Source organism: Nocardia asteroides (assembly GCF_900637185.1).
GTDB lineage: Bacteria > Actinomycetota > Actinomycetes > Mycobacteriales > Mycobacteriaceae > Nocardia > Nocardia asteroides.
In genome coordinates this window covers 5,397,934-5,423,871 of sequence record NZ_LR134352.1, presented here as the reverse complement: position 1 = coordinate 5,423,871, position 25,938 = coordinate 5,397,934, and the positions used below count along the sequence as shown (strand labels likewise).

At 71.7% G+C, this 25,938-nt stretch carries 23 protein-coding genes; 12 read left to right on the top strand and 11 right to left on the bottom strand.

Annotation, left to right across the window (positions count from 1 at the left end; translation table 11 throughout):
• Window positions 1-3 precede the first annotated feature (3 nt).
• On the bottom strand, window positions 4-669 hold the full coding sequence (locus EL493_RS25340; protein WP_022566396.1) for a potassium channel family protein: 666 nt from the start codon (window positions 667-669) through the stop codon (window positions 4-6).
• 173 nt (window positions 670-842) lie between these two features.
• On the opposite strand from EL493_RS25340, the gene EL493_RS25335 reads away from it, so the two are divergent.
• Together EL493_RS25335 and EL493_RS25330 are read left to right on the top strand one after the other, a co-directional pair.
• Complete coding sequence (locus tag EL493_RS25335; protein WP_030202786.1) at window positions 843-2,840, top strand: APC family permease; 1,998 nt, start codon at window positions 843-845, stop codon at window positions 2,838-2,840.
• A complete protein-coding gene (locus EL493_RS25330) occupies window positions 2,837-4,198 on the top strand; it encodes a class I SAM-dependent RNA methyltransferase (protein WP_019047966.1) in 1,362 nt (453 codons plus the stop codon). Before EL493_RS25335 ends, EL493_RS25330 begins: the two co-directional genes overlap by 4 nt.
• Before the next feature lie 12 nt (window positions 4,199-4,210).
• Here the strand turns inward: EL493_RS25330 and EL493_RS25325 are convergent, their stop codons facing one another.
• Window positions 4,211-4,879, bottom strand: coding sequence for an SIMPL domain-containing protein (locus EL493_RS25325; protein WP_019047965.1), 669 nt, complete (start codon window positions 4,877-4,879; stop codon window positions 4,211-4,213).
• Window positions 4,880-4,952: 73 nt separating this feature from the next.
• Complete coding sequence (gene glsA / locus EL493_RS25320) at window positions 4,953-6,761, bottom strand: glutaminase A (RefSeq protein ID WP_030202784.1); 1,809 nt, start codon at window positions 6,759-6,761, stop codon at window positions 4,953-4,955.
• 328 nt (window positions 6,762-7,089) lie between these two features.
• Here glsA and dxs point away from each other — a divergent pair, with 328 nt between their 5' ends.
• Window positions 7,090-8,988, top strand: coding sequence for a 1-deoxy-D-xylulose-5-phosphate synthase (dxs, locus tag EL493_RS25315; protein WP_030202782.1), 1,899 nt, complete (start codon window positions 7,090-7,092; stop codon window positions 8,986-8,988).
• A gap of 63 nt (window positions 8,989-9,051) precedes the next feature.
• Here the strand turns inward: dxs and EL493_RS25310 are convergent, their stop codons facing one another.
• The 3 genes from EL493_RS25310 to EL493_RS25300 form a co-directional block, all read right to left on the bottom strand.
• Window positions 9,052-9,891: a class I SAM-dependent methyltransferase gene (locus tag EL493_RS25310; protein ID WP_019047962.1), complete on the bottom strand. Its 840-nt coding sequence runs from the start codon at window positions 9,889-9,891 to the stop codon at window positions 9,052-9,054.
• Window positions 9,892-9,980: 89 nt separating this feature from the next.
• Complete coding sequence (locus tag EL493_RS25305; protein ID WP_022566398.1) at window positions 9,981-11,231, bottom strand: HRDC domain-containing protein; 1,251 nt, start codon at window positions 11,229-11,231, stop codon at window positions 9,981-9,983.
• Between the two features lie 22 nt (window positions 11,232-11,253).
• Window positions 11,254-11,805 carry a DUF3000 domain-containing protein gene (locus tag EL493_RS25300; RefSeq protein WP_051719526.1) on the bottom strand — a complete coding sequence of 184 codons (552 nt, stop codon included), beginning with the start codon at window positions 11,803-11,805 and terminating at the stop codon, window positions 11,254-11,256.
• Between the two features lie 261 nt (window positions 11,806-12,066).
• Here EL493_RS25300 and hemE point away from each other — a divergent pair, with 261 nt between their 5' ends.
• From hemE to hemQ, 6 genes are all read left to right on the top strand, one after another.
• Entirely contained in the window at window positions 12,067-13,122 is a 1,056-nt protein-coding gene (gene hemE, locus EL493_RS25295; RefSeq protein WP_019047959.1) for a uroporphyrinogen decarboxylase, read from the top strand.
• 192 nt (window positions 13,123-13,314) lie between these two features.
• On the top strand, window positions 13,315-14,673 hold the full coding sequence (locus EL493_RS25290) for a protoporphyrinogen oxidase (protein ID WP_022566400.1): 1,359 nt from the start codon (window positions 13,315-13,317) through the stop codon (window positions 14,671-14,673).
• A gap of 113 nt (window positions 14,674-14,786) precedes the next feature.
• Window positions 14,787-15,251: an RrF2 family transcriptional regulator gene (locus tag EL493_RS25285; RefSeq protein WP_019047957.1), complete on the top strand. Its 465-nt coding sequence runs from the start codon at window positions 14,787-14,789 to the stop codon at window positions 15,249-15,251.
• 3 nt (window positions 15,252-15,254) lie between these two features.
• Window positions 15,255-16,493, top strand: a complete 1,239-nt coding sequence (locus tag EL493_RS25280) for a globin domain-containing protein (protein ID WP_019047956.1) — start codon at window positions 15,255-15,257, stop codon at window positions 16,491-16,493.
• Between the two features lie 53 nt (window positions 16,494-16,546).
• Window positions 16,547-16,699, top strand: a complete 153-nt coding sequence (locus tag EL493_RS32510; RefSeq protein ID WP_019047955.1) for a hypothetical protein — start codon at window positions 16,547-16,549, stop codon at window positions 16,697-16,699.
• 28 nt (window positions 16,700-16,727) lie between these two features.
• Window positions 16,728-17,423 (top strand): hydrogen peroxide-dependent heme synthase, encoded by a 696-nt coding sequence (hemQ, locus tag EL493_RS25275; RefSeq protein ID WP_019047954.1) that lies wholly within the window; start codon window positions 16,728-16,730, stop codon window positions 17,421-17,423.
• A 173-nt stretch (window positions 17,424-17,596) separates the two neighbouring features.
• Here hemQ and msrB read toward each other — a convergent pair whose 3' ends face one another.
• The 4 genes from msrB to EL493_RS25255 form a co-directional block, all read right to left on the bottom strand.
• Complete coding sequence (msrB, locus tag EL493_RS25270) at window positions 17,597-18,037, bottom strand: peptide-methionine (R)-S-oxide reductase MsrB (protein ID WP_019047953.1); 441 nt, start codon at window positions 18,035-18,037, stop codon at window positions 17,597-17,599.
• A 66-nt stretch (window positions 18,038-18,103) separates the two neighbouring features.
• Entirely contained in the window at window positions 18,104-19,441 is a 1,338-nt protein-coding gene (locus tag EL493_RS25265; protein ID WP_019047952.1) for a glycosyltransferase family 87 protein, read from the bottom strand.
• Between the two features lie 84 nt (window positions 19,442-19,525).
• Window positions 19,526-21,079: an alpha/beta hydrolase gene (locus tag EL493_RS25260; protein ID WP_019047951.1), complete on the bottom strand. Its 1,554-nt coding sequence runs from the start codon at window positions 21,077-21,079 to the stop codon at window positions 19,526-19,528.
• Between the two features lie 32 nt (window positions 21,080-21,111).
• Window positions 21,112-21,873 (bottom strand): pyrimidine reductase family protein, encoded by a 762-nt coding sequence (locus EL493_RS25255; protein ID WP_019047950.1) that lies wholly within the window; start codon window positions 21,871-21,873, stop codon window positions 21,112-21,114.
• 35 nt (window positions 21,874-21,908) lie between these two features.
• On the opposite strand from EL493_RS25255, the gene zapE reads away from it, so the two are divergent.
• On the top strand, window positions 21,909-22,928 hold the full coding sequence (gene zapE / locus EL493_RS25250) for a cell division protein ZapE (protein ID WP_019047949.1): 1,020 nt from the start codon (window positions 21,909-21,911) through the stop codon (window positions 22,926-22,928).
• Between the two features lie 59 nt (window positions 22,929-22,987).
• The gene (locus tag EL493_RS25245; RefSeq protein WP_022566404.1) at window positions 22,988-23,788 is read left to right on the top strand and encodes a tyrosine-protein phosphatase; all 801 of its coding nucleotides are present in this window, start codon (window positions 22,988-22,990) and stop codon (window positions 23,786-23,788) included.
• Here the strand turns inward: EL493_RS25245 and EL493_RS25240 are convergent.
• Window positions 23,781-24,323: a GNAT family N-acetyltransferase gene (locus EL493_RS25240; RefSeq protein WP_019047947.1), complete on the bottom strand. Its 543-nt coding sequence runs from the start codon at window positions 24,321-24,323 to the stop codon at window positions 23,781-23,783. The two genes, EL493_RS25245 and EL493_RS25240, sit on opposite strands and share 8 nt — an antisense overlap.
• Before the next feature lie 71 nt (window positions 24,324-24,394).
• Here EL493_RS25240 and EL493_RS25235 point away from each other — a divergent pair, with 71 nt between their 5' ends.
• Entirely contained in the window at window positions 24,395-25,903 is a 1,509-nt protein-coding gene (locus EL493_RS25235) for a flavin-containing monooxygenase (protein WP_036836282.1), read from the top strand.
• The last annotated feature ends 35 nt before the right edge of the window (window positions 25,904-25,938 follow it).

Here is a 25,938-nt window from a genome sequence, read left to right as displayed (position 1 = left end):
TGTTCAGTCCTCGCTCACGGGAGCCTTGGCGGCCATGGCGACCGCCTCACCGACACTGCCGGACGTCACCGCGACGTACACCACGTCGTCGGCCTGGACGATGGTCTTGGAGTCGGGCAGCAGCCCCTGGCCGAAGCGCAGGACGAAGGCGACCCGCACGCCCAGTTCGCGTTCCAGGTCGCGCACCGTGCGCCCGGACCAGTCCTCGTGCAGGGTGAGCTGGGTGACCGCCACCGCGCCCGTGGGGTCGCGCCAGGTGGTGGTGGAGTTGTCGCCGATCAGGGTGCGCAGGAACCGGTCGGTGGTCCACGGCACGGTGGCGATGGTGGGGATGCCGAGCCGCTCGTAGACCTCGGCGCGCTTGGCGTCGTAGATCCGGGCCACGACCCGCTCGACCCCGAACATCTCCCTGGCCACCCGGGCCGAGATGATGTTGGAGTTGTCGCCGGAGGACACCGCGGCGAACGCGTCGGCGCGCTCGATCCCCGCCCGGGTCAGCACATCCCGGTCGAAACCGACACCCACCACTTCCTGGCCGGTGAAACCCTCGCCGAGCCGGCGGAACGCGCTGGGATCGCGGTCGATCACCGTGACCTCGTGTCCCACCCGGACCAGGGCGCGCGCCAGCGACGAGCCGACCCGTCCGCACCCCATGATCACTACGTACACCGTGCACCCTCGTTCCTGGCCAAACCCGTGGCGTCCGGCAAGGACCGTACCCGCCGGATGCCCCCATCGCCCATTTTCCCCAGGCCGACGCGGCACAAACAATCACGACACCGCCGTCGAGCGCGCCCGGTGTGCGCGCGAAGACCTCGGTGAACTGCTCTATGCTCAGCCCGGTGTCCAAGTTGACGACGGCAGCCAAGCGATTGCTGCTGGGCAGGCCGTTCCGCAGCGATTCCCTCGGCCACACGTTGTTGCCCAAGCGTATCGCTCTTCCGGTGTTCGCCTCCGACGCGATGTCGTCGGTGGCGTACGCGCCGGAGGAGATCTTCCTGGTGCTGTCGGCGGCCGGTATCTCCGCCTATCTGTACGCGCCCTGGGTCGGTCTGGCCGTCGCGTTCGTGATGGCCGTGGTGGTCGCCAGCTACCGGCAGAATGTGCACGCCTATCCCTCCGGCGGCGGTGACTACGAGGTTGCCACCACCAACCTCGGACCCAACGCCGGCCTGACCGTCGGCAGCGCGCTGCTGGTGGACTACGTGCTCACGGTGGCGGTGTCGATCTCGTCGGCGGCGTCCAACATCGGCTCGGCCGTCCCGTTCGTGGCCACCCACAAGGTGCTCTTCGCGGTGGTGGCGATCGCCGTGCTCACCGCGATCAACCTGCGTGGGGTCCGGGAATCCGGCAAGGCCTTCGCGATTCCGACCTACGCCTTCATCGTCGGCATGGTGGTGATGCTGGCCTGGGGCCTGATCCGGATCTTCGTGCTCGGCGACGACATCAAGGCCGAGTCGGCCGGATTCGGGCTCAACGCCGAGGACGAGCACCTCTACGGCCTGGCCTTCGCCTTCCTCATCGCCCGCGCCTTCTCCTCCGGCTGTGCCGCGCTCACCGGTGTGGAGGCGATCAGCAACGGTGTGCCCGCGTTCCGGAAACCCAAGTCGCGCAACGCGGCGACCACGCTGCTGATGCTGGGCACCATCGCCATCGTGCTGCTGATGGGCATCATCATCCTGGCCCAGAAGATCGGCATCGTCTACGCCCACGACACCGCGAACCTGGTCGGCGCGCCCGCCGACTACCACCAGAAGACGCTGATCGCCCAGCTCGCCGAGACGGTGTTCCACGGGTTCCCGATCGGGTTCTTCTTCATCACCATCGTCACCGCGCTGATCCTGGTGCTGGCGGCCAACACCGCGTTCAACGGTTTCCCGGTGCTGGGCTCGATCCTGGCGCAGGATCGCTACCTGCCGCGCCAGCTGCACACCCGCGGCGACCGGCTGGCCTTCTCCAACGGCATCCTGTTCCTGTCCGGCGCCGCCATCGCGTTCGTGGTGCTGTTCGGCGCCGAGGTGACCAAGCTCATCCAGCTCTACATCGTCGGCGTGTTCGTCTCGTTCGTGCTGAGCCAGACCGGCATGCTGCGGCACTGGACGCGGCTGCTGCGCACCGAGACCGACCCGGGGCAGCGCGCGAAGATGAAGCGGTCGCGGGTGATCAACGCGATCGGCCTGACCGCGACCGGCGCCGTGCTGGTGATCGTGCTGATCACCAAGTTCTTCGCCGGCGCCTGGATCGCGATCCTGACGATGGTGGCGATCTTCGTGGTGATGAAGCTCATCCGCCGCCACTACGACTCGGTCTCGCGCGAGCTCGACGAATCCGACTGGGACGGCGTGCTGCCCAGCCGCACCCATTCCATCGTGCTGGTCTCCAAACTGCACCTGCCGACCCGGCGCGCACTGGCCTACGCCCGCGCGACCCGGCCGGACACGCTCGAGGCGGTGACCGTGAACGTCGACGACGCCGACACCCGCAAGCTGGTCCGCGAGTGGGAGAACAGCGAGATCAACGTGCCGCTGAAGGTGATCGAATCGCCGTATCGCGAGATCACCAAGCCGGTGCTGGACTACGTCAAACGGGTCCGCAAGGACGCGCCGCGCGACGTGGTCACCGTGTTCATCCCCGAGTACGTGGTCGGGCACTGGTGGGAGCAGGTGCTGCACAACCAGTCCGCGCTGCGCCTGAAGGGCAGGCTGCTGTTCGAGCCGGGCGTGATGGTGACCAGTGTGCCGTGGCAGCTCAGTTCGTCGACGCGGGCGAAGCAGGCCGCCGACATCAACGCGCCGGGCTCGGTGCGTCGTGGCTTCGAGCAGCCGGGTCGTCGTCGATGAGCGATTGGCGCGGACAGGAATTCGAGATCCGGCTCGGGCCGCCCGGGCACGGCGGCTTCTGCGTGGGCAGGCACGAGGGCCGGGTGGTGTTCGTGCGCCACGGCCTGCCCGGTGAGCTGGTGCTGGCCCGGGTCACCGAGGACCGCGGCGGCTCGTTCTGCCGGGCCGACGCGATCGAGATCGTCGAGGCCTCGCCCGATCGGGTGCCCGCCACCTGTCCGGTGTCCGGGCCGGGCGGCGCGGGCTGCTGTGACTTCTCCTTCGCCACCCCGGCGGCCCAGCGGGCGCTCAAGGCGACCGTGGTGGCCGAGCAGCTGCGCAGGCTGGCCGGGGTCGAGCGGGAGGTGACCGTCGAGCCGATCGCCGGTGACTCCGGTGAGGTCACCGGCGGCTGGCGCACCCGGGTGCGCCTGGTCGTGGACGCGGCGGGCCGCGCCGGCGTGCACCGCTACCGCAGCACCGACGTGCTCACCGACCTGCGCTGCCCACAGCCGGTGGCGGGTGCGCTCGACGGGGTGGCGGAGCGGCAGTGGACGCCGGGATCGGATCTGGTCGTCGCGGTCGACGGTGACGGCGTGCGGCATCTGGTCGAGCTGGCCGCGATCCCCGACGCCGCCGGGCCGGGCGGCCGTCCGGAGACACCGCGCGGCGCGGGACGCGGCCGGGGACAGCGGCCCGCGCGCCGCCGGGAATCCCCGGGCCGTGGCGGCGACGAGCGCGGCGCGGTCCGCGACCGGGCCGCCGCGCGCAAGTCGGCCACCAACGCGCCCCGCGAGGAATGGGTGATGGCGGGCTCGGGGCGCGCCGTGGAATACGTGAACGGCCGGCGCTGGGAGCTGGCGGCCACCGGCTTCTGGCAGGCGCATCGCGGTGCCGCCCAGTGCTATTCGGATCTCGTCGCCGAGTGGTCGGGGCTCGCGCCCGGCGGGTCGGGCTGGGATCTGTACAGCGGGGTCGGTGTCTTCGCCGCGCGGCTGGCCGAGCAGACCGGGCAGACCGGCGCGGTCGCGGCCGTGGAGTCGGCGCGCGCCGCCGTCGCCGACGGCACCGAGGCGCTGCGTGACCTGCCCTGGCTGGACCTGCGCGCCGATCGGGTCGAACGCTGGGTCCGCTCGCACGCCGGCACACCGGACGTGGTGGTCCTCGACCCGCCGCGCGCCGGGGCGGGCAAGGAGGTCGTCGCCGCCGTCACCGACGCCGACCCGCGCCGGATCGTGCACATCGGCTGCGACCCGGCCTCGTTCGCTCGCGACCTGGGCCTGTACCTGGACGCGGGCTACCACCTGGCCGACCTGCGCGCCTTCGACGCGTTCCCGGCCACCCATCACGTGGAGTGCGTCGCGCTGCTCGACCGCTGACCGGCGGCGACGTCAGTCCAGCGCCCAGGTGACCCGCACCATCGCGCCGATCTCGGTCTCGCCCGGCACCACCGGGACGGGGGAACTCGCCTTGGCCATCAGCATCGGCGCCTCCATCTCGGCGCTGATGTCGTAGGCGCGCGGCAGCGGTGTCGCCGTGTCCTCGGTGATCTGCAGGACCGCCCCCAGCGCGACGCCCGCCCGCGCGGCGTACTGCTCGGCCTTGGCCTTCGCGTCGTCGAAGGCGGCGTCGCGGGCCCGGGCCAGCAGCGGTTCGGGGTCGGCGACGCCGCGGGTGAGCCCGCCCAGGCGCACGTCGTCCCCGCCCGCGGTCACGGCCGCCGCCACGGTGTCGGCGGGCTCGGTGCCGGTGCCGTCGCGCAGGGCGATGCTGAGCCCGGTGGTCGCCAGGTAGCCGGAGATCTCGCTGCGGCCCTGATCGGTGTAGACGGTCTCGGTGCGCACACTGAGGCCGCTGGTGGCCATGTCGGCATCGTTCACCCCGGCCGCGCGCAGTGCCGTGACCACGGCGGTCACCCGGTCACCGGCGCGTCCGTAGGCGGCCGCGACCGTCTCGGCGCGCGACTCCACCGAGAGGGTGACCCGGATCAGGTCGGGAATCGCGCGTACCGTGCCGCGCCCGACCGTCGTGGTGCTCGCCTGCCAGGATTTCTTGCCCACCGCGTTCTCCTGTCGGTCGTCCGATGCTGTGCTGCCCAACGTCTCGCGGCGGGCCCGAGTTCCGCCGCGACGGTCAGTAGTTGCTCGCGTTGCCCGAGATGGTCCGGATGGTGGCGTCGATCTGCGCGTAGGCGCTGGCGGCGAGCCGTTGCAGCAGCGCCAGTTTCAGCTGCGGATACGCCTCGGTGAGGTGGTCGAAGACCGCGGGCGGCAGCACCGCCGCCCGCACCGGCGTCTCGGCGACGATCTCGTTCATGAACGGTTCGCCGAGCAGCATCGGGATCTCCCCGAACGACATCCCGACCGACAGCGTCACCAGCCGGTGCACGCGGCCGTCGGTGCCGGTAAAGGTCATCCGCACCCGTCCGGCCAGGATCAGATACAGGCCCGACCGCGACCCGCCCCGCTCGGCGATGCGTTCCCCGCGCGCGAAGGTCCGCGGCTCGAAGTCGGCGGCGAGCCGGGCCCGGTCGTCGGGGGCCAGCCCGGCCATCAGCGGATGCTCCTCCAGCGTGAGCGAGGCGCGGTCGCCGTCGCCGGGTGGCCGGTGCCGGTGCAGGACGATGTCCTCGCACCATTCGGTCGCGGTGTCGCGGTCGACGAACACCCGCCCACGCGGGTCGTCGGGGTCCAGGCTCGACGATTCGTGGCCGAGCCGGGCTTCGGGGTCGACCAGGGCGACCCGGCTGCCCCGCCGCACGAGCTCGGCCTGCAGCGCCGTGAACATCTCCCGCGCCACCGCGCTCACCTCGCCGACCCGGCGCAGGTCGATGACGAGCGCGTCGAGTTCCCCGACCCGGGTCTCGATGGCCCGCACCGCCCGTTCGGCGCCGGCGAAGAGCAGGTCGCCGTGCAGTTCGTAGACCCAGGCGCGGTCGCCGTGGGCGGCCAGCGCCTCGGCGTCCTCGGGGGAGCGGCGTAGCCGCGAGGGCACCTGCGCCACCGAGTAGTCGGCGCGGATGGCGGTGCGCGCGGCCCGGGTGACATGACAGAAGTGCAGCTCCAGCCGTCGCGACAGTTCCCGGCAGGCCGCGACGCCGCGCACGCTGTTGCCGTGGGCGTCCAGGCGCGGGGAGTACACCGAGATCCCCAGCTGGCCGGGCAGCACGGCGATGATGCCGCCGCCGACCCCGCTCTTGGCGGGCAGGCCGACGGTGGTCACCCAGTCGCCCGCGGCGTTGTACATGCCGCAGGTCGTCATCACGCTGAGCACCCGTTCGGTCAGCGCGGTGGACAGCGCGCGTTCCCTGGTCTTCGGGTTCACGCCGTTGTCGGCCAGCGTCGCCGCCATCACGGCCAGATCGGCGCAGGTCACCTCGATCGAGCACTGCCGGAAATAGCGGTCCACCGCGTCGTCGGGGTCGACGTCGATGATGCCGACCGAGCGCAGCATGTACCCGATGGCGCGATTGCGGAAGCCGGTGCGCGCCTCGGACCGGTAGACGGCCTCGTCCATGGTCAGTTCCCGGCCCGCGAAGCGGGAGTAGCAGCGGCGCACCCGCTCGAACTTGTCGGTGGTGTCGCGGCCGGTGATCAGCGAGGCCGCGGTGATGGCGCCGGAGTTGATCATCGGATTGCTCGGACGCTGGGTGTCCGGCTGGAGGCTGATCTCGTTGAACGGCTCGCCCGACGGCTCCACGTCGATGTGCGCGGCCACCCCGTCCAGGCCGCGGTCGGCCAGTGCCAGCGCGTAGGTGAACGGCTTGGAGATCGACTGGATGGTGAAGCCGGCCTCGGTGTCGCCGACCTGGTAGATCAGGCCGTCGGCGGTGGCCAGGCACAGGCCGAACGCGTCCGGCTCGACCGCGGCCAGCTCGGGGATGTAGTCGGCGGGCGCGCCGGAGGTGTCGGCGCGGCAGGCCGCGTACACCTCGTCCAGCATGCCTGCCACCACACCGGGGTCGATCGTGCGCGCAACACCGTCGGGTTCGGCCACAGCGTCACTGTAGGTCGCCGCCGGGATCTGCCCCGGTGGGGCGCGCGGGGGAGATAGTCCTCACAGCAGGTCGACGGGCTCTGCGCGGTCCTCGCGCGTCCGTGGGCCGTGCGTCCGCGGCCGGGTGCCCTGTTCACGCGGCGTGGCACGCGTATCGTCGGCGGACGTCGGGTACCCCGGCGGGAGGCGCCCGGAAGGGGCCGCGGGCCGGAGCCGCTCGCACGGCCAAATACACTGGGCGGATCACACAGTAGTCCGGAGGGAGCGAGTTCAGGTGGGAGTGCTGTCGCGGGTGGATTCACCCGAAGATCTGCGCCGGCTGAGCGTGCCGCAACTGCGGGACCTGGCGGACGAGATCCGCGAGTTCCTGGTGCAGAAGGTCGCCGCCACCGGAGGGCACCTCGGTCCCAACCTAGGCGTGGTCGAGCTGACCATCGCGCTACACCGGATCTTCGACTCCCCGGCCGATCCGCTGATCTTCGACACCGGCCATCAGGCTTACGTGCACAAGATCCTCACCGGCCGCAAGGACCGGTTCGACTCGCTGCGCATGCGCGACGGACTGTCGGGCTACCCGAGCCGCGCCGAGAGCGAGCACGACTGGGTGGAGTCCTCGCACGCCTCGGCCGCGCTGTCCTACGCCGACGGCCTGGCCAAGGCGTTCGCGCTGACCGAGCAGAACCGCACCGTGGTGGCGGTCGTCGGGGACGGCGCGCTCACCGGCGGCATGTGCTGGGAGGCGCTCAACAACATCGCGGGCGCGCCCGATCGCCCGGTGGTGGTCGTGGTCAACGACAACGGCCGCTCCTACGCGCCGACCATCGGTGGTCTCGCCGACCGGCTGACCGCGTTGCGCACCCAGCCCGCCTACGAGCACGCCCTCGACGCGGGCAAGCGCATCCTCAAGAGCATTCCCGCCGTGGGGGATTCGGCGTATTCGATGGTCCACGCGCTCAAGGCCGGGATCAAGGACGCGGTGAGCCCGCAGGAACTGTTCGGCGATCTGGGCATGAAGTACGTCGGCCCGGTCGACGGGCACGACCTCGTCGCGCTCGAGGCGGCCATGCGCCGCGCCAAGGACTTCGGCGGTCCGGTCGTGGTGCACGTGGTGACCCGCAAGGGCAACGGCTACGAGCACGCCGAGAACCACGTGGCCGACCAGATGCACGCCTGCGACCCGATCGACCCGCTCACCGGCCGCCCGCTCGCGGGCAAGAAGGCCAAGGGCTGGACCGCGGTGTTCTCCGAGGAACTGATCGAGCACGCGGAGCGCCGCGACGACGTCGTGGCCATCACCGCCGCCATGCCGGGGCCCACCGGGCTGGCCGCCTTCGGCGAGCGGTTCCCGGCGCGGATGTTCGACGTCGGCATCGCCGAGCAGCACGCGATGGCCTCGGCCGCCGGTCTCGCGCTGGGCGGCATGCACCCCGTGGTGGCGATCTATTCGACCTTCCTCAACCGCGCCTTCGACCAGCTGCTGATGGATGTGGCGCTGCTGAAGCAGCCGGTCACCGTGGTCCTGGACCGCGCGGGCATCACCGGCCCCGACGGTGCCAGCCACAACGGCATGTGGGACTTCTCGCTGCTGGGCATCATCCCCGGCATCCGGGTCGCGGCCCCGCGGGACGGCGCCACCCTGCGCGAGGAACTGGCCGAGGCGCTGGCGATCTCCGACGGTCCCACGGTGCTGCGCTTCCCGAAGGGCAGCGTCGCCGAGGACATCACCGCGGTGGAACGCCTCGACGGTGTCGACGTGCTGCGCCTGGCGGTGCCCGGCGCGGGTTCGGCACAGGCCCAGCACGGCGATGTGCTGCTCGTCGCGGTCGGCCCGTTCGCCGAGACGGCCATGCGGGTCGCCGAACTGCTGGAGCCCCAGGGCATCTCGGTCACCGTCGTCGATCCGCGCTGGGTGATCCCGGTGTCGGACACGCTGGTCAAGATGGCCGAGAACTACCGGCTCGTCGTCACGGTCGAGGACGGCGGCCTGCACGGCGGTATCGGGTCCACGCTCTCGGCGCGCCTGCGCGACGCCGGTCTGGACGTGCCGACCCGCGATCTCGGTGTGCCCCAGCAGTTCCTGGACCACGCCTCCCGCAACGAGATCCTCGACGACCTGGGTCTCACGCCCGACGCGATCGCCCAGCGCATCGGCGGCTGGCTGCAGTCGCGCTGAGCGCGGGCACAGCAGCACACGAGCGGCCGCGCGCCCGGTGCCGGCACCGGGCGCGCGGCGCGTTCACGACCGGGGACGGCGGGCGACGACCGCGAAGTTCAGCGGGATCCGTGGCTTCCCGGCGGGCAGCGTCCAGCCCTCGGCGCACGGCACCAAGTCGGGGAACGCGGGCCAGTCCATGGACGGCAGCTCCCGCAGCGCCTCGATCACCAGCCCGGCCGCCAGCAGCGCACCCACGATCTCGCCCAGGTCGTGGCGCCATTCGTGATTGGTGGTGTGCGCGATGAGCCCCGCCGAGTCCTCGGTGTAGGTGCCGGAATCGGTGTAGGTGCGTACCCCGCCGCCGGCCAGGTAGTCGTCGGTGAGCTGCCACGGTTCGTGGTCCAGCGCGCCCAGGATCGGATGGTCGTCGCGGACGAGGAACACACCGCCCGGTTCGAGCAGGTCGTGGATCGATCGCGCCCAGGCGGTCAGCTCCGGCAGCCACACGATGGTCCCGGCGCTGGTGACGATGGTTGCGAAGCGCCGGTCGAGCACCGAGGAGGCGAACCGGGCGTCGCCCTCCACCCAGGTGATCGCGCGCCCGTCCGCCGCCGCGATACGGGCGGCGTGCCGCAGCGAGTTCGGCGACAGGTCCAGCCCGTGCACGTCGACCGCGCCGAGCCGTGCCCACGACACCGTGTCGGTCCCGATGTGGCACTGCAGATGCAGCAGCGACCGGCCCGCGACACCCGCGTCCGGCAGATGCGGTGCGAGGACGGCGAGGTCGTTGCGGACGACCGTGGAGATCTCGGCCGGATCGGCCAGGAAGGCCTCGACGTCGTACATCCGCGAGCGCGCGTGGACGTCGGCCCGATCGTCCCAGTTCGCACGATTGGCGGCGATGGCTTCGGCTTCGGACACGGCGGATCCTCTCGACGGGGGCGGGGCAGCGCCACGCTAGCGTCGGAAAGATCGCCGGGTCGACCGGTTTTCGGTCGTGAGGTCGCGGTCTACTTGTCGGCCGGGGTGAGTGCCTTGGTGAGCGCGGGCACCGCGAGATGACGTTGCCAGGGCCGCGCCCCGCCGGCCAGCAGGAAGGCCTCGATCGTGGCCGACAGCTCGTCGGGCTCGCCCACGTTGGTGTAGTCGGGCAGGCCGTCCCAGCACAGGCGCCGCACCAGGTCGGGGGAGAGCAGGTTCTCGACCGGGATGGCGTACTCGGTGGACAGTTCCCCCATGGCGCTGCGCGCGGTGGACAGCCGGGCCGCGGCGGCCGGGTCACGCCGCTCCCAGCGGTTCACCGGCGGCGGACCGTCGAACGGCAGGGTGAGCGGCGGCAGCTCCTTGTCGGGCAGGGTGCGGCCGCGTTCCACGGCGCCGAGCCAGTCGCGGGAGTAGCGGCGCTGCCGCGGCCCGCCGAACACCGGCAGGGTGCGCAGCTGGGCGATGCTGCGCGGTTCGGCGGTCGCGGCGGCGACGATGGCCGAATCGGGCAGGATCCGGGCGGGCGCCACGTCCCGGGCGCGGGCGAGGCCGTCGCGGGTGGTCCACAGTTCCCGCACGATCGCCAGCTGCCTGGCCCGGCGCAGCGTGTGGATGCCGGAGGTGCGCCGCCACCGGTCGGCCTTGGGCGCGGCCGGCTCCATCGTGCGGACGTGCTCGAATTCCTCTGCGGCCCATTCGATCTTGCCCTGCTCGGCCAGGTCGGCGGCGACGGCCGCGCGCAGCTCCAGCAGCAGTTCCACGTCGAGGGCCGCGTAGTTGAGCCATTCGTCGGGCAGCGGCCGGGTCGACCAGTCGGCGGCACCGTGGCCCTTGCGCAGCGAGCGGCCGAGCAGGTTCTCCACCATCGCGGCCAGACCCACCCGCTCGTACCCGGCGATCCGGCCGCCCAGCTCGGTGTCGAACAGGCGGGCGGGCCGCAGGCCCAGCTCGGCCAGACCGGGCAGATCCTGGTCGGCGGAGTGCAGCACCCATTCCAGGCCGTTGATGGCCTCGGCCAGCGGGGTCAGCGCGTCGGTGACCGGGATCGGGTCGATCAGGAAGGAACCCGCGCCCGCGCGGCGCAGCTGGATCAGATAGGCCCGGGCCGAGTAGCGGAAACCGGACGCGCGCTCGGCGTCGACCGCCAAGGGACCGCTGCCCGCGGCGAGCGCGGCCGCCGCCGCGGCGACCTCCGCGGCGGTCGCCAGCACTGGCGGAACCCCCTCGGCGGGGGCGAGCAGGGGCTCTGCTGCGGTTGGTTCCTCGGCGACCGGCATAAACGTGAACTCTACGTGGCGATCAAGGGCGATCGGTGCGGGTATACGACTCCGGTCGCAAATGGGTGATCCCCGCGGGCGGCAACCCGGCGGCGAAGGCCAGTACCTCGCAGAACGCCTCCACATGCCGGCGCATCTCGGTGTTCATCGCCGTCCAGGACGCGCGCAGCTCCAGCTGATGGGCCCGCGGCGGTCCGGCGATGTCGCCGTAGCGCACCGAACTGGTGGCGGTGACGGTGCCACCGAGGGCGGTGAACGGCTCCCCGCGCGACTCCAGCGAGTCCACCAGCCAGCTCCACGCCACCTCGGGCAGCAGCGGGTCGGCGGCGAGCGCGGCGTCGATGTCGGCCTGGATATAGGCGACCAGCCGGAACACGCCGTGCCAGGCCTCGTCGCCCTCGGGGTCGTGCAGCAGAATCAGCCTGCCGAACGCGTCGCCCTCGGAGTCGATGGGCACCATCGCGCTGTCGGGGTGGGTGACCTCCGCTCCCAGGGCATAGGAGAACGGCGCCAATCGTTGCGGGGGCCGGATAGGCGCCAGCTCGATTCGGGGGTGCACGGTTGCGGTGCCCATCGCATCGACCGCCGCCCGGAAAGAAGCAGGCTCGCGGGGCGTTCCCCCGGTCGGTGCGGCGCCGTCGCGGATGTCGAGCGGTGTCACGAGGAGCAACGGTAGACCGTCGCCCCGCGGCGCCGTCGGAGGCGCGCCGCCAACCGCGTCGCGGTGCGGGCGGCGTTGCGCAGCGCGCATTCTCGGCGTACGCGTGATGCGCGATGTGCGACGAACGGCGGCGGGAGACGGGTCCGCCGCGTCCGCCGCCTAGGATGAGCGGTGATGAGCACATACACCCGCCGCCGGTTGACCGATGCCCCCTTCCTGGCCGCCGCCACCGGCGCGACGCCCAGCAGGCGTCCCGTGTGGTTCATGCGTCAAGCTGGCCGTTCGCTGCCGGAGTACCGGGAGCTGCGCAAGGGCATCGGCATGCTCGAGTCGTGCTTCGACCCGGAGCTGGTCTGCGAGATCACCATGCAGCCGATCCGCCGCCACGGCGTCGACGCGGCAATCCTGTTCTCCGACATCGTCGTTCCGCTCAAGGCGGCGGGCATCGACCTCGACATCGTGGCCGGTGTCGGCCCGGTCGTCGCGTCGCCGGTGCGGACCGAGGCCGACGTGCGCGCGCTGCCGCGACTGCGGCCAGAGGAAGTCGGCGCGGTCGCCGAAGGCGTGCGCCTGCTCACCGACGCGCTCGGCGACACCCCGCTCATCGGGTTCGCGGGCGCGCCGTTCACCCTGGCCTCCTACCTGGTCGAGGGCGGACCGAGCAAGCATCACGAGCGCACCAAGGCGATGATGCACGCCGATCCGAAGACCTGGCACGCCCTGCTCGGCTCGCTCACCGACATCACCATCGCCTTCCTGCAGGCCCAGCTGGCCGCCGGCGTCGACGCGGTGCAGCTGTTCGACTCGTGGGCGGGCGCGCTGTCGCTGGCCGACTATCGCGAGTTCGTGCTGCCGCACTCGGAACGGGTGTTCGCCGAGGTCGCCGCCGCGGGCGTGCCGCGCATCCACTTCGGTGTCGGCACCGGGGAACTGCTCGGCGCGATGGGCGAGGCGGGCGCGGACGTGGTCGGCGTGGACTGGCGGGTGCCGCTCACCGAGGCCGTGCGCCGTGTCGGCGCGGGCAAGGGCCTGCAGGGCAACCTGGACCCGGCCATCCTGTTCGCCGGTTTCGACGCGGTCGAGGCCGAGACCCGGCGGATCCTGGCCGAGGCCGACGAGGCGATCACCCTCGGCGCCACCGGCCACATCTTCAACCTGGGCCACGGTGTGCAACCCGACACCGACCCCGGCGTGCTCACCGCGCTGGTGGAGCTGGTGCACTCGCTCTAGCGCCTCAGACCATGCCGAGGCGGTGACCCCGCCCGGAGCGCCGGGCGTGGCGCCGATGCCGTGGCCGATCCGGGTGGAATCCGATCCGCGGTCCTGGCGCTGTCGGCGGAACCCGGGCGCGGTGCCGTGATCCGGATGACACTGCCGAGGACGTGTGCTCGGCCGGCGCCCGCGCACGACTACGGTCGAGGCATGCGGATCGCGATTATCGGTGGTGGCATCAGCGGGCTCGTCGCGGCGTACCGGTTGCGGCGGCGGCTGGGAGCCGAGGCCGACATCGTGGTGCTCGAGCAGGGCGCTCGCGTCGGCGGGGTGCTGCACACCGGTGAATTGGCCGGGGAGCCACTGGATCTCGGCGCCGAGGCGTTCGTCGGGCGCAGGCCCGAAGTGCTGGAGCTGATGACCGAGCTCGGCATCGCCGACCAGCTCGTCCGCCCGGCGGGCAAGCGTCCGCTGGTGTGGGCAGGGGGCTCGGCCCATCCGCTGCCCGGGCGCACGCTGATGGGCGTTCCGTCCGACGCGGAATCCCTGCGCGGGCTCGTCGACGACGCCACCCTGGCGCAGGTCGCGGCCGAGCCGCAACGCCCGCTCGACTGGACGCCGGGCGCCGACGTGGACGTGCACAGCCTCGTCGCCGACCGCTTCGGCGCGCAGGTGGTGCAGCGCAGCGTCGACCCGCTGCTGGGTGGCGTCTACGCGGGCACCAGCGCCTCCATCGGCGTGCGTGCCGCGCTGCCCACCCTCGCCGCCGCCCTCGACCGCGGCGCCCGCAGCCTCACCGAGGCCGTCCGCGAGGCGCTCCCGCCGCCGAGCACCGCGCCGGTCTTCGGCGGACTGCGCGACGGCTACGGCGCCCTGCTCGCCGCGCTCACCGCGGCCGCGGACGCGCGCCTGGTCACCACCCTCGCGGCCACCAGGGTGGCCGCCGCGCCGCGCGGGTGGGTGGTCGATCCGGTCGGCCTCGTCGACGCCGTCGTGCTGGCCACCCCGGCGCCCGTCACCGCCCGCCTGCTGCACTACGTCAACCCCGGCGCGGCCGCGGCCGCCGCCGGCATCGAGCTGTCCTCCTCCGCGCTGGTCGCCATGGCGCTGCCCCTGGAGACCGGCTTGCCGGACAACTCGGGGATCCTGGTCGCCACCGGGGAACCCTTGCGCGCCAAGGCTTTCACGCTGTCCAGCCGGAAGTGGCCGCACCTGGGCGCCCGCGAGGTCGCGCTGGTGCGCGCCTCCTTCGGCCGGTTCGGGGACGAAGCGCCGCTGGCGTGGCCGGACGAGGAACTGGTGGCCGCGGCGATCGCGGACCTGAGCACGGTCACCGGCGCCGACATCGCCCCGATCCAGGCCGTGGTCCAGCGCTGGCCCGGCGGCCTGCCCCAGTACGCCCCCGGCCACACCGAACGCGTCGCCACCATCGAGGCGGCCGTCGCCGAACTCGACGGGCTCGCGGTGGCCGGCGCCTATCTGCACGGCGTCGGCGTCCCGGCCTGCGTGGCCTCCGGTAGCGCCGCGGCCGAGCGGATCGCCGCGTCGCTGTCTTCCCGCGTCGACTAGCGATCACGGTTGCGGAGGGTTCGCGGTGACCGAAAATACGCACGCGCGGACGTAATAGATCGCACGGCTCGACGACGGCGGAAACCCGTGCTCACGCCGATAGTCTCGACGTCATGCAGCTCTCGCCCTCCACCGACATCGCGCTGCGGGCCGTCATGCGGCTGGCCGCCGGTGACGACACGGGCGGCCGGGTCACGACCGGGATCATCGCCCGTCAGGTCGGCGCATCGCCACGGCACACGTCCAAAGCCATCGCCCGCCTGGTGGACTTGGGGCTGGTCGAGGCCCAGCGCGGCCGGATGGGCGGCCTGACGCTCACCACCGCGGGCCGGGAGATCCGGCTCGGCACGCTGGTCCGCGAACTCGAGGGTGACCGCGAGATCGTCGACTGCACCGGCGAGCATCCGTGCCCGCTGATCGCGGCGTGCCGGTTGCGCAGGCTCCTGGCCGAGGCGAAGGCGGCGTTCTACGCCGAACTCGACCGCTACGTCGTGGCCGACCTGGTGTCCGGACCCGCCGGGCGTTTGCTGCACCTGCTCGCGCAGCCACGCGTGGGCACCGGTAATTCCCAGGAGTGAACCATGAGCACATCCGTCCGTCGCGGCGCCCCCGAACTGACCCCGGCCCACGCCGACACCGTCCGCGCGACGCTGCCGCTGATCGGCGCGAACATCGACCGGATCACCGCCACGTTCTACGCGACCCTGTTCGACCACCATCCCGCGCTGCGCCGCGACCTGTTCAACCGCGGCAACCAGGCCCAGGGCAGCCAGCAACGCGCGCTCGCGGCCTCCATCGCCACCTTCGCCGGCTACCTGGTCGACCCGGAACTGCCGCATCCCACCGAACTGCTGGCCCGGATCGGCCACAAGCACGCCTCGCTGGGCATCACCGCCGACCAGTACCAGGTGGTGCACGACAACCTGTTCGCCGCGATCGTGGAGGTGCTCGGCGCCGACGTGGTCACCGCGCCCGTGGCCGAGGCGTGGGACGCGGTGTACTGGCTGATGGCCGACGCGCTCATCGACCTGGAGAAGCAGCTCTACGTCGCGGCGGGCGTCGAGCCCGGTGACGTGTTCCGCCGGGTGCTCGTCACCGAACGCGCCGACGACGCCGCGGGCACCGCCGTCTTCACCGTCGCCGCTCCCGACGGCGCGGCACCGCTGCCGGACTTCCTTCCCGGACAGTACATTTCGGTGGGCGTGCGGCTGTCCGACGGCGCGCGTCAGCTGCGCCAGTACAGCCTGGTCAACGCGCCGGGCGGGGGAGCGCTCGAGTTCGCGGTCAAGCGGGTCCGGGCCACGGCGGGCTGCCCGGCCGGTGAGGTGTCGAACCACCTGCACGACCACGTCCACGCCGGCGACGAGCTCGAGATCACCCTGCCCTTCGGCGATCTCACCGTCGACACCGACGCCACCACCCCGCTCGTGCTGATCTCCGCCGGTATCGGCAGCACCCCGATGGTGGGCGTGCTCGAACATCTCGCGGCCCGCGATCCGCAGCGGCCGGTGCGGGTCCTGCACGCCGATCAGGCGCCGGGCACCCACCCGTTGCGCGACCGCACGCGGGCGCTCGTCGGACGGCTGGAGTCGGCGAGCCTGGACCTCTGGTACGCGGAGCCCACCCCGGGCGCGCACCCGGGACTGCTCGACCTGAGCGCGGTCACCTTCGCGCCCGAGGCGGAGTTCTATCTCTGTGGCGCACCGGGATTCCTGGACGCCGCCCGCGCGCAGCTCGCCGCCGCCGGTGTCGCGCCGGAGCGGATCCACCTCGAACAGTTCACGCCCACCGACTGGCAGGCGCTGAGCTGCCCGGTCTGAGACCGGCGTGTCCGGCAGGTCACGGTGATAGCGATCGGGCATGATCGCCCGCTGTGACCTCCCCCGACACCCCGCAGCGCACCCTCATCCTCGACCCCGACCTCGGTCCGGTCGAATTCCAGGCCGATCGGGTCAGCACCGTCGTCTCGATCTTCGGCACCGACGAGAACCGGCCGTGGCGCACGGACCGGCCCACCACGAGCTGACCGGCACGACAGTGGCACGATAGGAATCATGGCGCGACTCGATTATCAGGCTCTCAACTCCACCATCCGCTACCTGATGTTCTCGGTGTTCCAGGTGCAGCCGGGTGTGCTCGGCGAGGACCGAGCCGGTGCGATCAAGGAGGCGCGGGCGTTCTTCGACGGCCTCGCCGACAAGGGCGTGGTGCTGCGCGGAATCTACGACGTGGCGGGCCTGCGCGCCGACGCCGACTTCATGCTCTGGACCCACGCCGAACGCGTGGAGGACCTGCAGGCCGCCTACGCCGACTTCCGCCGCACGACCGAGCTCGGCCGGGCCAGCGCCCCGGTGTGGAGCAATGTGGCCGTGCACCGGCCCGCCGAATTCAACAAGAGCCACATCCCGGCGTTCCTGGCCGGCGAGGACGCGGGCAACTACATCTGCGTGTACCCCTTCGTGCGGTCCTACGAGTGGTACCTGCTGCCCGACGAGGAACGGCGCAAGATGCTCGCCGACCACGGCAAGGCCGCCCGCGGCTACCCGGACGTCCGTGCCAACACCGTCAGCTCGATGGCACTGGGCGACTACGAGTGGATCCTCGCCTTCGAGGCGCCGGAACTGCACCGCATCGTCGACCTCATGCGTGACCTGCGCGCCACCGAGGCCCGCCTGCACGTGCGCGAGGAGATCCCGTTCTTCACCGGCCCGCGCGTGGAGATCGAACAGCTCGTCACCGCGCTGCCGTGATATTGGAGCGCTGGCGCGCTCGGGTTCGCGGCCCTCGGGTCCCGTCGGTCAGGCACCGTTGCTTGCTCCTTCGTCGCGGACGCAACGGCGCCTGACCGACGGGACGGCCGCGAACCGCCGACTTCGTCGGCGGGACCCTCCTCGAGGTCGGGTCGTGGGGGCGCGGAGTGCGCTCAGGCAGATTCCTCCGGTGTCGTCGGCTGCAGGCGCAGGGCGATGGAGTTGATGCAGTAGCGCTGGTCGGTGGGGGTGGCGTAGCCCTCGCCCTCGAAGACATGGCCGAGATGGCTGTGGCAGTTCGCGCACAGCACCTCCACCCGGCGCATGCCGAGCGAATCGTCGGCGCGCAGGATCACCGCGTCGGAATCGGCGGGATCGAAGAACGACGGCCAGCCGCAGTGCGAATCGAATTTCTCGGTGCTGCGGAACAATTCGGCGTCGCAGGCGCGGCAGGTGTAGACGCCCTCGGTCTTGGTGTCGGTGTATTCGCCGACGAACGGGCGCTCGGTGGCGGCCTCGCGCAGGACGGCGTACTCCTGCGGATCCAGTTTCGCCCGCCACTGCTGCGGCGTCAGCTGGATGCGCGGCGTGGGCAACGAAGTATCGGAACTCATCACTCCACGCTAATGGTTTCGGCCGGTGCGCGCCGCGATCGCCGCGTCACGCACCGGCCGAGCCGGCTATTTCAGCGCGGGCTCACGGTCGCCGACCGGTTCCTCCGGGGTGACCGGGTCGTCGCGATCCGGCGCGGGCGTGACCGCGACCTGCTTCTCCTCGGCCGCGACACCGTCGCGCGAGTCCGGGGCGCTCGCCATCCACGCCGGGTCGATCCCGAACCGCAGCCTGCCCTCGCGCCGGGCCGCCAGGTAGCGGTCGCCGAGCACGCAGAACACCACGATCAGCAGCAGCCCCCAGCCGAAGGTCACCCGCAGGTACTCGAGCGTGCGCCCGGTGCTCTGCCAGCGGTCCGAGAGCCACTTGTCGTAGGTCATGAACCCGAAGATCGCCAGCCACGCGGGCCAGTTGCGCAGCACGGAATTGCGCAGCACCACCGACATCAGGAACGGGAACAGCATCATCGAGTAGTACATCTGGCCCAGCGAGGGCAGCAGGAAGTACGCGGTGAGCAGCACGCCCGAGGACGTGGTGACGAAGAACAGCTCGTCCTCGCGGTAGTAGCGCCACAGCAGCCACAGGGTGATCGCGACGATGCCCGCCATCAGCACCCGCACCAGCAGGGTCAGCCATTCGGGCAGGCCGTAGTAGGCGCCGTTGCCGACGATCGCGCTGTTGAAGTAGTCGCGCGACTCCATCAGATACGGCGTGACCTCGGTGAAGAACTTGCCCGCGTCCTTGGACAGCGGCCAGGCGATCGCGGTGAGCGCCACCGGCACACCCAGCGCGGTGACGAACACCTTCCACTGCCCGCGCGCCGCCGCGATCAGCAGCAACGGCGCCAAGGTCGGTTTGACCGCGATACTCAACCCGAGCGCGACACCGGCCCACAGGTCACGCCGTTGCAGCAGCAGGTGGATGAACAGCAGCTCGGCCAGCAGCAGGCAGCCGTTGACGTTGGTGAACACCAGCGTGTTGGTCACCGTCTCGGAGGCGAACATCGCCAGCAGCAGCGCGGGCGCGGCGATCGAGCCGAGCCCGAACTTGAACAGCCGCAGCAGCAGGTACCAGGCGAGCAGGATGGCGGCGGCGTTGAGCGCGATGAACAACCATCGCGACAACTCGTACTCGATCACCGCGACCGGTGCGATCAGCAATGTTCCGCTGGGCGGATACAGATAGTGCGGATCGACGGAGTCGAAGTTGGCCGTGTAGACGGGCCTGCCGTTCAGGAACTCGAACGAGGCGTTGTAGACCGGCCGGTAGTCGTCGGTGATGAAACCGTTGACCGCCTTGATGAAGACGCGGTTCAGCACGGTCATGACCGCGAAGGGCCAGAGTGCGAACTTGATCACCTCGGCGGAGGTGCGAGCGGTACGGGGCTCGAGCTGTCGGAACAACACTGGGGCACGGTACACCGGATCGGGTAGCGATGGTGTCGCCGGACCCGTCCGACGCGCCGTAACGTGCTGGTCGGTCGACCGGGATCAGGCCGGGCAGGCGCCGCCGTCGGCGGGCAGTTTCGCCTCGGCGAGGTAGTCGGCGACCGCCTTCTGGGCGCACCCGGAATGCGCGACCACCGGATGTCCCCAGCCCTGCCACGTCATCGTGGCGTGCCTGGCTCCCGCGGCGCCCAGCGCGCCGGTCACCGAGCCCGCCGCACCGCCCACGACCGGGTCGGCGGCACCGGCGAACACCAGTACCGGCAGCTCCAGCTTCGACGGCAGCGGCGGCGCGGTGGAGACCGGCCACGCCGAGCAGACCATCAGCCCGATCGCGGCATTGCGGCCGAACACCGGATATTTGCCGGCCCAGGTGCCGGTGAGTTCGCGGGCCTTGTCCGGGGTGGGTGGCTGCTGACTGTCGGTGCACCGGTTGACGAACTCGCCGTCGGAGTTGATCGCCGCGTTCTGCTGGGTGGCCAGCGTCACCAGCGGCGCGCGATCGCCCCGGTCGGCGGCGGCCAGGACATCGGCGAATCCGGCGACCCGGCTCGCCTGGTCGCCGTGCGGGCTGGACAGGAAGCCGGTGAGCACGGTCGACAGGTCGGCGGCGGAGACGTCACCCAGCGCGCCGGTGCTCGCCTTGGTCATCAGCCCGGTGATCGTGGCGCGCGGATCGGGGCCGAGCGCGCAGTTGATCGCCTTGCAGCGCTGCGCGAACGCGGTGAGCGCGGCCTCGGCGCCGGTGACGGCGGCCTCGGTCATCGTGGTGATGTCGGCGCCGACGGGTTCGGGGGAGTCGAGCACCAGCCGGGCCAGGTGGTCGCCGTAGCGGCGGGCGTAGCTGAGCGCGACCTTGCCGCCGTTGCCGGTGCCGAGCAGGTTGATCTTCTCCACCTGCCATTGCTTGCGCAGCTGTTCGATGTCGTCGGCGGCGTGCGGCGCGTCGAAGGTGCCCTCGTAGGGCTGCAGGAAGTCGCGGCACGCGATGGTGGCGTCCTGGCTGTAGCCGGCGACGGCGCCGACCTGGTCGTCGCTGCCGACGCCGAACTGGCCCAGATCGGTCATCACCGCGCGCAGCTGGGCGGGAATGCAGTCGATGGGCTGGGACCCGCCGATGCCGCGCCGGTCTACGGCCACGATCGGCTGGGCGGCCAGCAGCGCGCTGTTGGGTCCCACGGCCAGCCCGGCCAGGGTCGAGGCCGACGAGCGGTCGGCGCCGGAGGTGAGCACCAGCGGTGCCGCGTCGGCGGGGGTCTGCGGGAGCCGGGCGCGCAGCGCGGCGGCGCGGAACGTGCCGAGCACGGTGCCCGCGGTATCGATCGGGGTGGCGAAGTCGGCGCATTCCAGCACCAGTCCCGCGGGCGCCGGGCCGAAGTCGAGCGAGGCCAGCGTGGAGGCGGTGCAGTCCTTCCAGGACAGGTCGGTGGTCGGCTTCTCGGCCTTGGCCGGTTGCTGCACCGTGGCGGTCTCGGTCTGGCCGCCACCGGATCCGGGGCGCTCGACCGCGACGACGGGCCGATCCGACGGTCCGGCCCCGCAGCCCGCGAGCATGATCGACAGTGTCGCGGCCGTCGCCGCGGCCCGAGTCCAGCGCATGGGCTACACACTGCCAGGTTCGGCGCCAGGTTTCATCGACGGGCCCAGCGGGCGAGCACGGTGCCGTCCTCGGCGAGGACGAGCTGCCTGCGGTGCATCGGGGTGTCGAAACCGCTCGCCGACAGCGAGATTCGCCCACCCGCTCCGCCCACCAGCACCGGCGCCGTGGTCAGGCACAGTTCGTCGACCAGGTCGGCCTCGGCCAGCTGGCCGAACAGATGCGGCCCGCCCTCGCACAGCACCCGCTGCAACCCCTGCTCGGCCAGCACCCGCAGCAGGGCCGCGGGCATGATCGCGGCCTCCCCGGCGACGACCACCCGCGCCCCCGCCTGCTCGAGCGCGGCGACCTGGTCGGGCGCCGCGTGCGCGGTGGTGACGATCAGCGGCGCGACCTCGGCGTCGGTGAAGAACGTCGACGCCGGATCCAGCCGGGCACTCGCGGTGACCACCGCGATCGGCGGCGGCGTGCCGTCCGCCGATCCGCCGATCCCGTGCCGGAAATGCGCCCGACGCCGGTCCGGATCGGGGTGCGCGCCACCGTAGTTCTCCGCGCGGACCGTGCCCGCGCCGACGACGATCACCTCGGCCAGCTCCCGCAGCAGCGTGAACACCCGGTGGTCGGCGTCGGTGCCCAGCCCCGCCGAGACGCCGTCGACGGTGAACGCCCCGTCGATACTGTTGACGAAGTTCGCGCGCACCCACGGTCGTTCCAGGTGCCGGGGATAGGCATAGCACCTGGCCAGTGCGTCGTCGTCGAGGTCTGCGAGCTGGGTCACATTGTGGATACGCTGCATGGGAACCGATGCAACCACGTCCGTACGATTCGTTCATGCAAGAACGCCTCGTCGATCGCCATCCGGAGGTCCCGGCCGACCAGCTCGTCGCGCAGATGGTGCCCCCGCCCATGTTCGACGAGGTGAGCTTCGCCTCCTACATTCCCGACCCCAAGGAACCGAGCCAGGCCGCCGCGGTGGCCAAAGCCGAGGAATTCGCGGGTCAGGTCGCCAAGATCCACAAGGCGGCGTCCAAGAAGAGCCTGTTCGGGAAGAAGAAGGCCGTCAGCGGCGCGGGCCTCTACCTCGACGGCGGGTTCGGCGTCGGCAAGACCCACCTGCTCGCCTCGATCTTCCACAGCGCGCCCGCGCCCAAGTCCTTCGGCACCTTCGGCGAGCTCACCAACCTGGTGGGCGCGCTGGGCTTCGTGAACGCCGTCGAGCGCCTGTCCGGCAACAGCCTGCTGTGCATCGACGAGTTCGAGCTCGACGATCCGGGCGACACCACCATGGTCTCGCGGCTGCTCACCGAGCTGTCGGCGGCGGGCGTCTCCATCGCCGCCACCTCCAACACGCTGCCCAGCCAGCTGGGTGAGGGCCGCTTCGCCGCCCAGGACTTCCTGCGCGAGATCAAGAAGCTGGGCTCGATCTTCCAGCCGGTGCGCGTCGACGGACCCGACTACCGCCACCGCGACCTGCCGCCCGCCCCCGAGCCGACCTCGGCCGAGGTGCTGGCCGAACGGGCCGCCACCACACCGGGTTCCACCCTCGACGACTACGACGCGCTGCTGAAGCACCTGAGCACGCTGCACCCGTCCAAGTACGGCGCCCTGATCAACGGGGTGAGCTCGGTGTTCATCTCCGGCGTCCACCCGGTCACCGACCAGGCCGTCGCGCTGCGCATCGTCGTGCTGGCCGACCGCCTCTACGACGCCAGCATCCCGGTGACGGTGTCCGGCGCCAAGCTCGACGAGATCTTCTCCCAGGAGATGCTCGACGGCGGCTACCGCAAGAAGTACCTGCGCGCGATCTCGCGTCTGCTGGCACTGTCGCGCTTCGAGGCCGCCGCCGCGTAGCCGCCCGGCGCCGGGTACGTTCTGAACCGACCGTGACCCGGCGTCGAAGGAGCCCAGCCGTGATCCGTAGCCGTGCCGTGCACGCGAGTCTGGCCGCCGCGACCGGGATGGCGGTGCTGCTCGGGCCGGTCGTCGCGGGCCCGGCGCTGGCCGCGCCCGTGGGCGGCGAGACCACCGTCGCCGACCGGCTGCTGGGGCTGTCCGGTGTCCAGAACGCCAGGGACGCGGGCGGATACCGCACCGTCGACGGTCACCAGGTTCGGACGGGCCTGGTGTTCCGCACCGGCGCGCTGGACAAGGCCACCCCCGAGGACCTGGCCCGGCTGAGCGCGCTCGGCGTGCGCGTCGTCGACGACCTGCGCACCGGCTACGAACGCAACCTGGCCCCCGACCGGCTGCCCGCGGGCGCCGTCGGCCACTCCTACGACGTGATCGGGCAGGCGCCGCCGCTGATCCTGGCCGGTGCCCTGTTCGGCGGGGAGGGCATGTACCGCGCCTTCATCACCGCCCCCGGCGCGAACGAGGCCTTCGCCGCGGTGCTGCGCGACATCATCGCCGCCGACGGCGCGGGCGTGCTGTATCACTGCAGCGCGGGCAAGGACCGCACCGGCTGGACCTCGGCGGTCCTGCTGACGCTGCTCGGCGTCGACCGGGCCACCGTCACCGCGGACTACCTGGCCTCCAACGCCTACCGCAACGCCGCGCCCGCCGACCCGCTCAACGGGGTGCAGCAGAGCTGGCTCGACGCGGCGTTCGACCAGGCGAACCAGTCCTACGGCAGTTTCGACGGCTATGTCCGCGACGGCCTGGGCCTGACCGGCGCCGACATCACCGCACTGCGGGCCGCGCTGCTCAGCTGAGCTCGCGTTCGAACACGTAGTCGTCGTGCACCTGGTTGCCGACGGTGAGGGTCTTGGTGCCCACCCGCGCGAAACCGTGCTTGGCGTAGAACTTCTGCGCCCGCTCGTTGGCCTGGTTCACGCCCAGCCACAGTGCCACCGCACCCGCCTCGCGCGCGGTCGCCACCGCCGCCGCCATCAGCGCGCCGGCCACCCCGCTGCCGTGGTGGCCGGGCAGCACGTAGAGCTTGCTCAGCTCCACGACGGGCCCCCGGCTGAGCAGGTCCGCGACCTCGGGATCATTCGGCGTGCCCGCGACGAGCATGGCGTAGCCGACGATCTCGTCGCCCTCGACCGCCTTGAGCACGGTGCGCCGCGGATCCGACAGGTACTCGCCGAATCGCTCGCCCGAGAGCATCTGCTCGAGGAAGATCTCGATGTCGCCCTGACTGGCCTCGGGCGGGCACGCGAGCGGGAACGTCGCCGCGGCGACATCGCTGAGCTCCTCGGCGTCCCAGAGCCCGGCCCGATCCACCACGACGGAACTGTTGGTCATAGTTCCAGTACAGCACGGGTCGGCCCCGCGGCGGTGGCACCGTGCGGCCGGTGCCGAGTACTCTCCTCGCCATGACGAGCGGTAGCCGCATCGGGATCGTCGGTGCGGGAGTTGCGGGTTTGGCCTGCGCGAAGGTGTTGAGTCGAGCGGGGTTCCCGGTCGAGGTGTTCGACCGGGCCCCTGACGTCGGAGGTGTGTGGAGCGCCACCCGCCGCTATCCGGGCCTGCGCGCGCAGAACAGCAAATTCACGTACCACTTCAGTGATCACCCGATGCCGGAGGACTACCCGCGCTGGCCCGACGGCCAGCAGGTGCAGGCCTACCTCGCCGGCTACGTCAGCGAGTTCGGCCTCGGCCCACACCTGCGCCTCGGCACCGAGGTGGTCGCCGCCGACCCGGTCGACAGCGGGTGGCTGCTCGAGATCCGTGACGCGAACGGCGCGCACCGCACCTCCTGCGATCACCTGATCGTCGCCAACGGCGTGTTCAGCGACCCGGTCATGCCCGCGCTGCCCGGCGAGGCGGCCTTCCGCGCCGCGGGCGGACGGCTGTGTCACGTGTCGGAGTTCCACGATGCCGAGTGGGCGCGCGACCGTTCCGTCGTCGTGATCGGCTACGGCAAGTCGGCCTGCGACGTCGCCGAGGCCGTCAGCCACGTGGCCGACGAGACCAGCGTCGTCGCGCGCACGCTGACCTGGAAGATGCCGCGCACCTTCGGCTACGGCGCCGACTACGAACGGCTGCTGCTGACCCGGATGGGCGAGTCGCACTTCCGGTCCCGCTTCCCGTATCGCGCCGAGCGGCTGCTCGACGCGCTGGCGCTGCGGCAGGCCAACCTGGACCTGGTGCAGGAGCGGGTGATCCGCGTGCAGCGGCTGCGCGAGCTGAACCTGGTGCCCGAGGGCTCGATCTCCGACATCGCCACCAGCAGTGCGAGCCTGGCCACCGAGGGCTTCGTCGAGCAGATCGAGGCGGGCCGGATCGCGGTGCACCGCGACACCGAGGTCACCGAGCTGATCGGCGGCCAGCACGGGCCCGCGGTGCGGTTGTCCGACGGCAGCCTGAAACTGGCCGAGATCGTCGTGTGCGCCACCGGATACCGGCAGGAGGTGCCGTTCCTCACCCCGTTCGTGCGGCGCAGCCTCACCGACGAGGCGGGCGACTTCCGGCTCTACCGCAACATCCTGCCCGTGGAGATCCCCAACCTGAGCTTCGCCGGCTACAACAACTCCAATGTGAGCACGCTGAACGCCGAGGTCGGCGCGCACTGGATCGCCGGGCTGCTCACCGGGAAGTTCGTGCCGCCGATGCCCGAGCAGATGAACACCGAGATCGACGAGCGCCTGGCCTGGTCGCGGGAACGCAGCGGCGGCGAGCACGCCCACGGCGCCTCGGTGGTGCCGTTCTCGCTGACCAATGTCGACGAGATGCTCGACGACCTCGGCAGGCCGCTGCCGTTGACCAGCCGCCTGGCGCAGTGGGTGCGTCCCGTGCGGCCCGCCACCTACCGCCGCGTGCTGCGCGAGACCCCGGTGCAGGCGCCCACGGCCCCGGCACCGGCTCCGGTAGCGGAGCGATAGCCGACACGCCGGATCGCGGTCACCCGCAACACTTG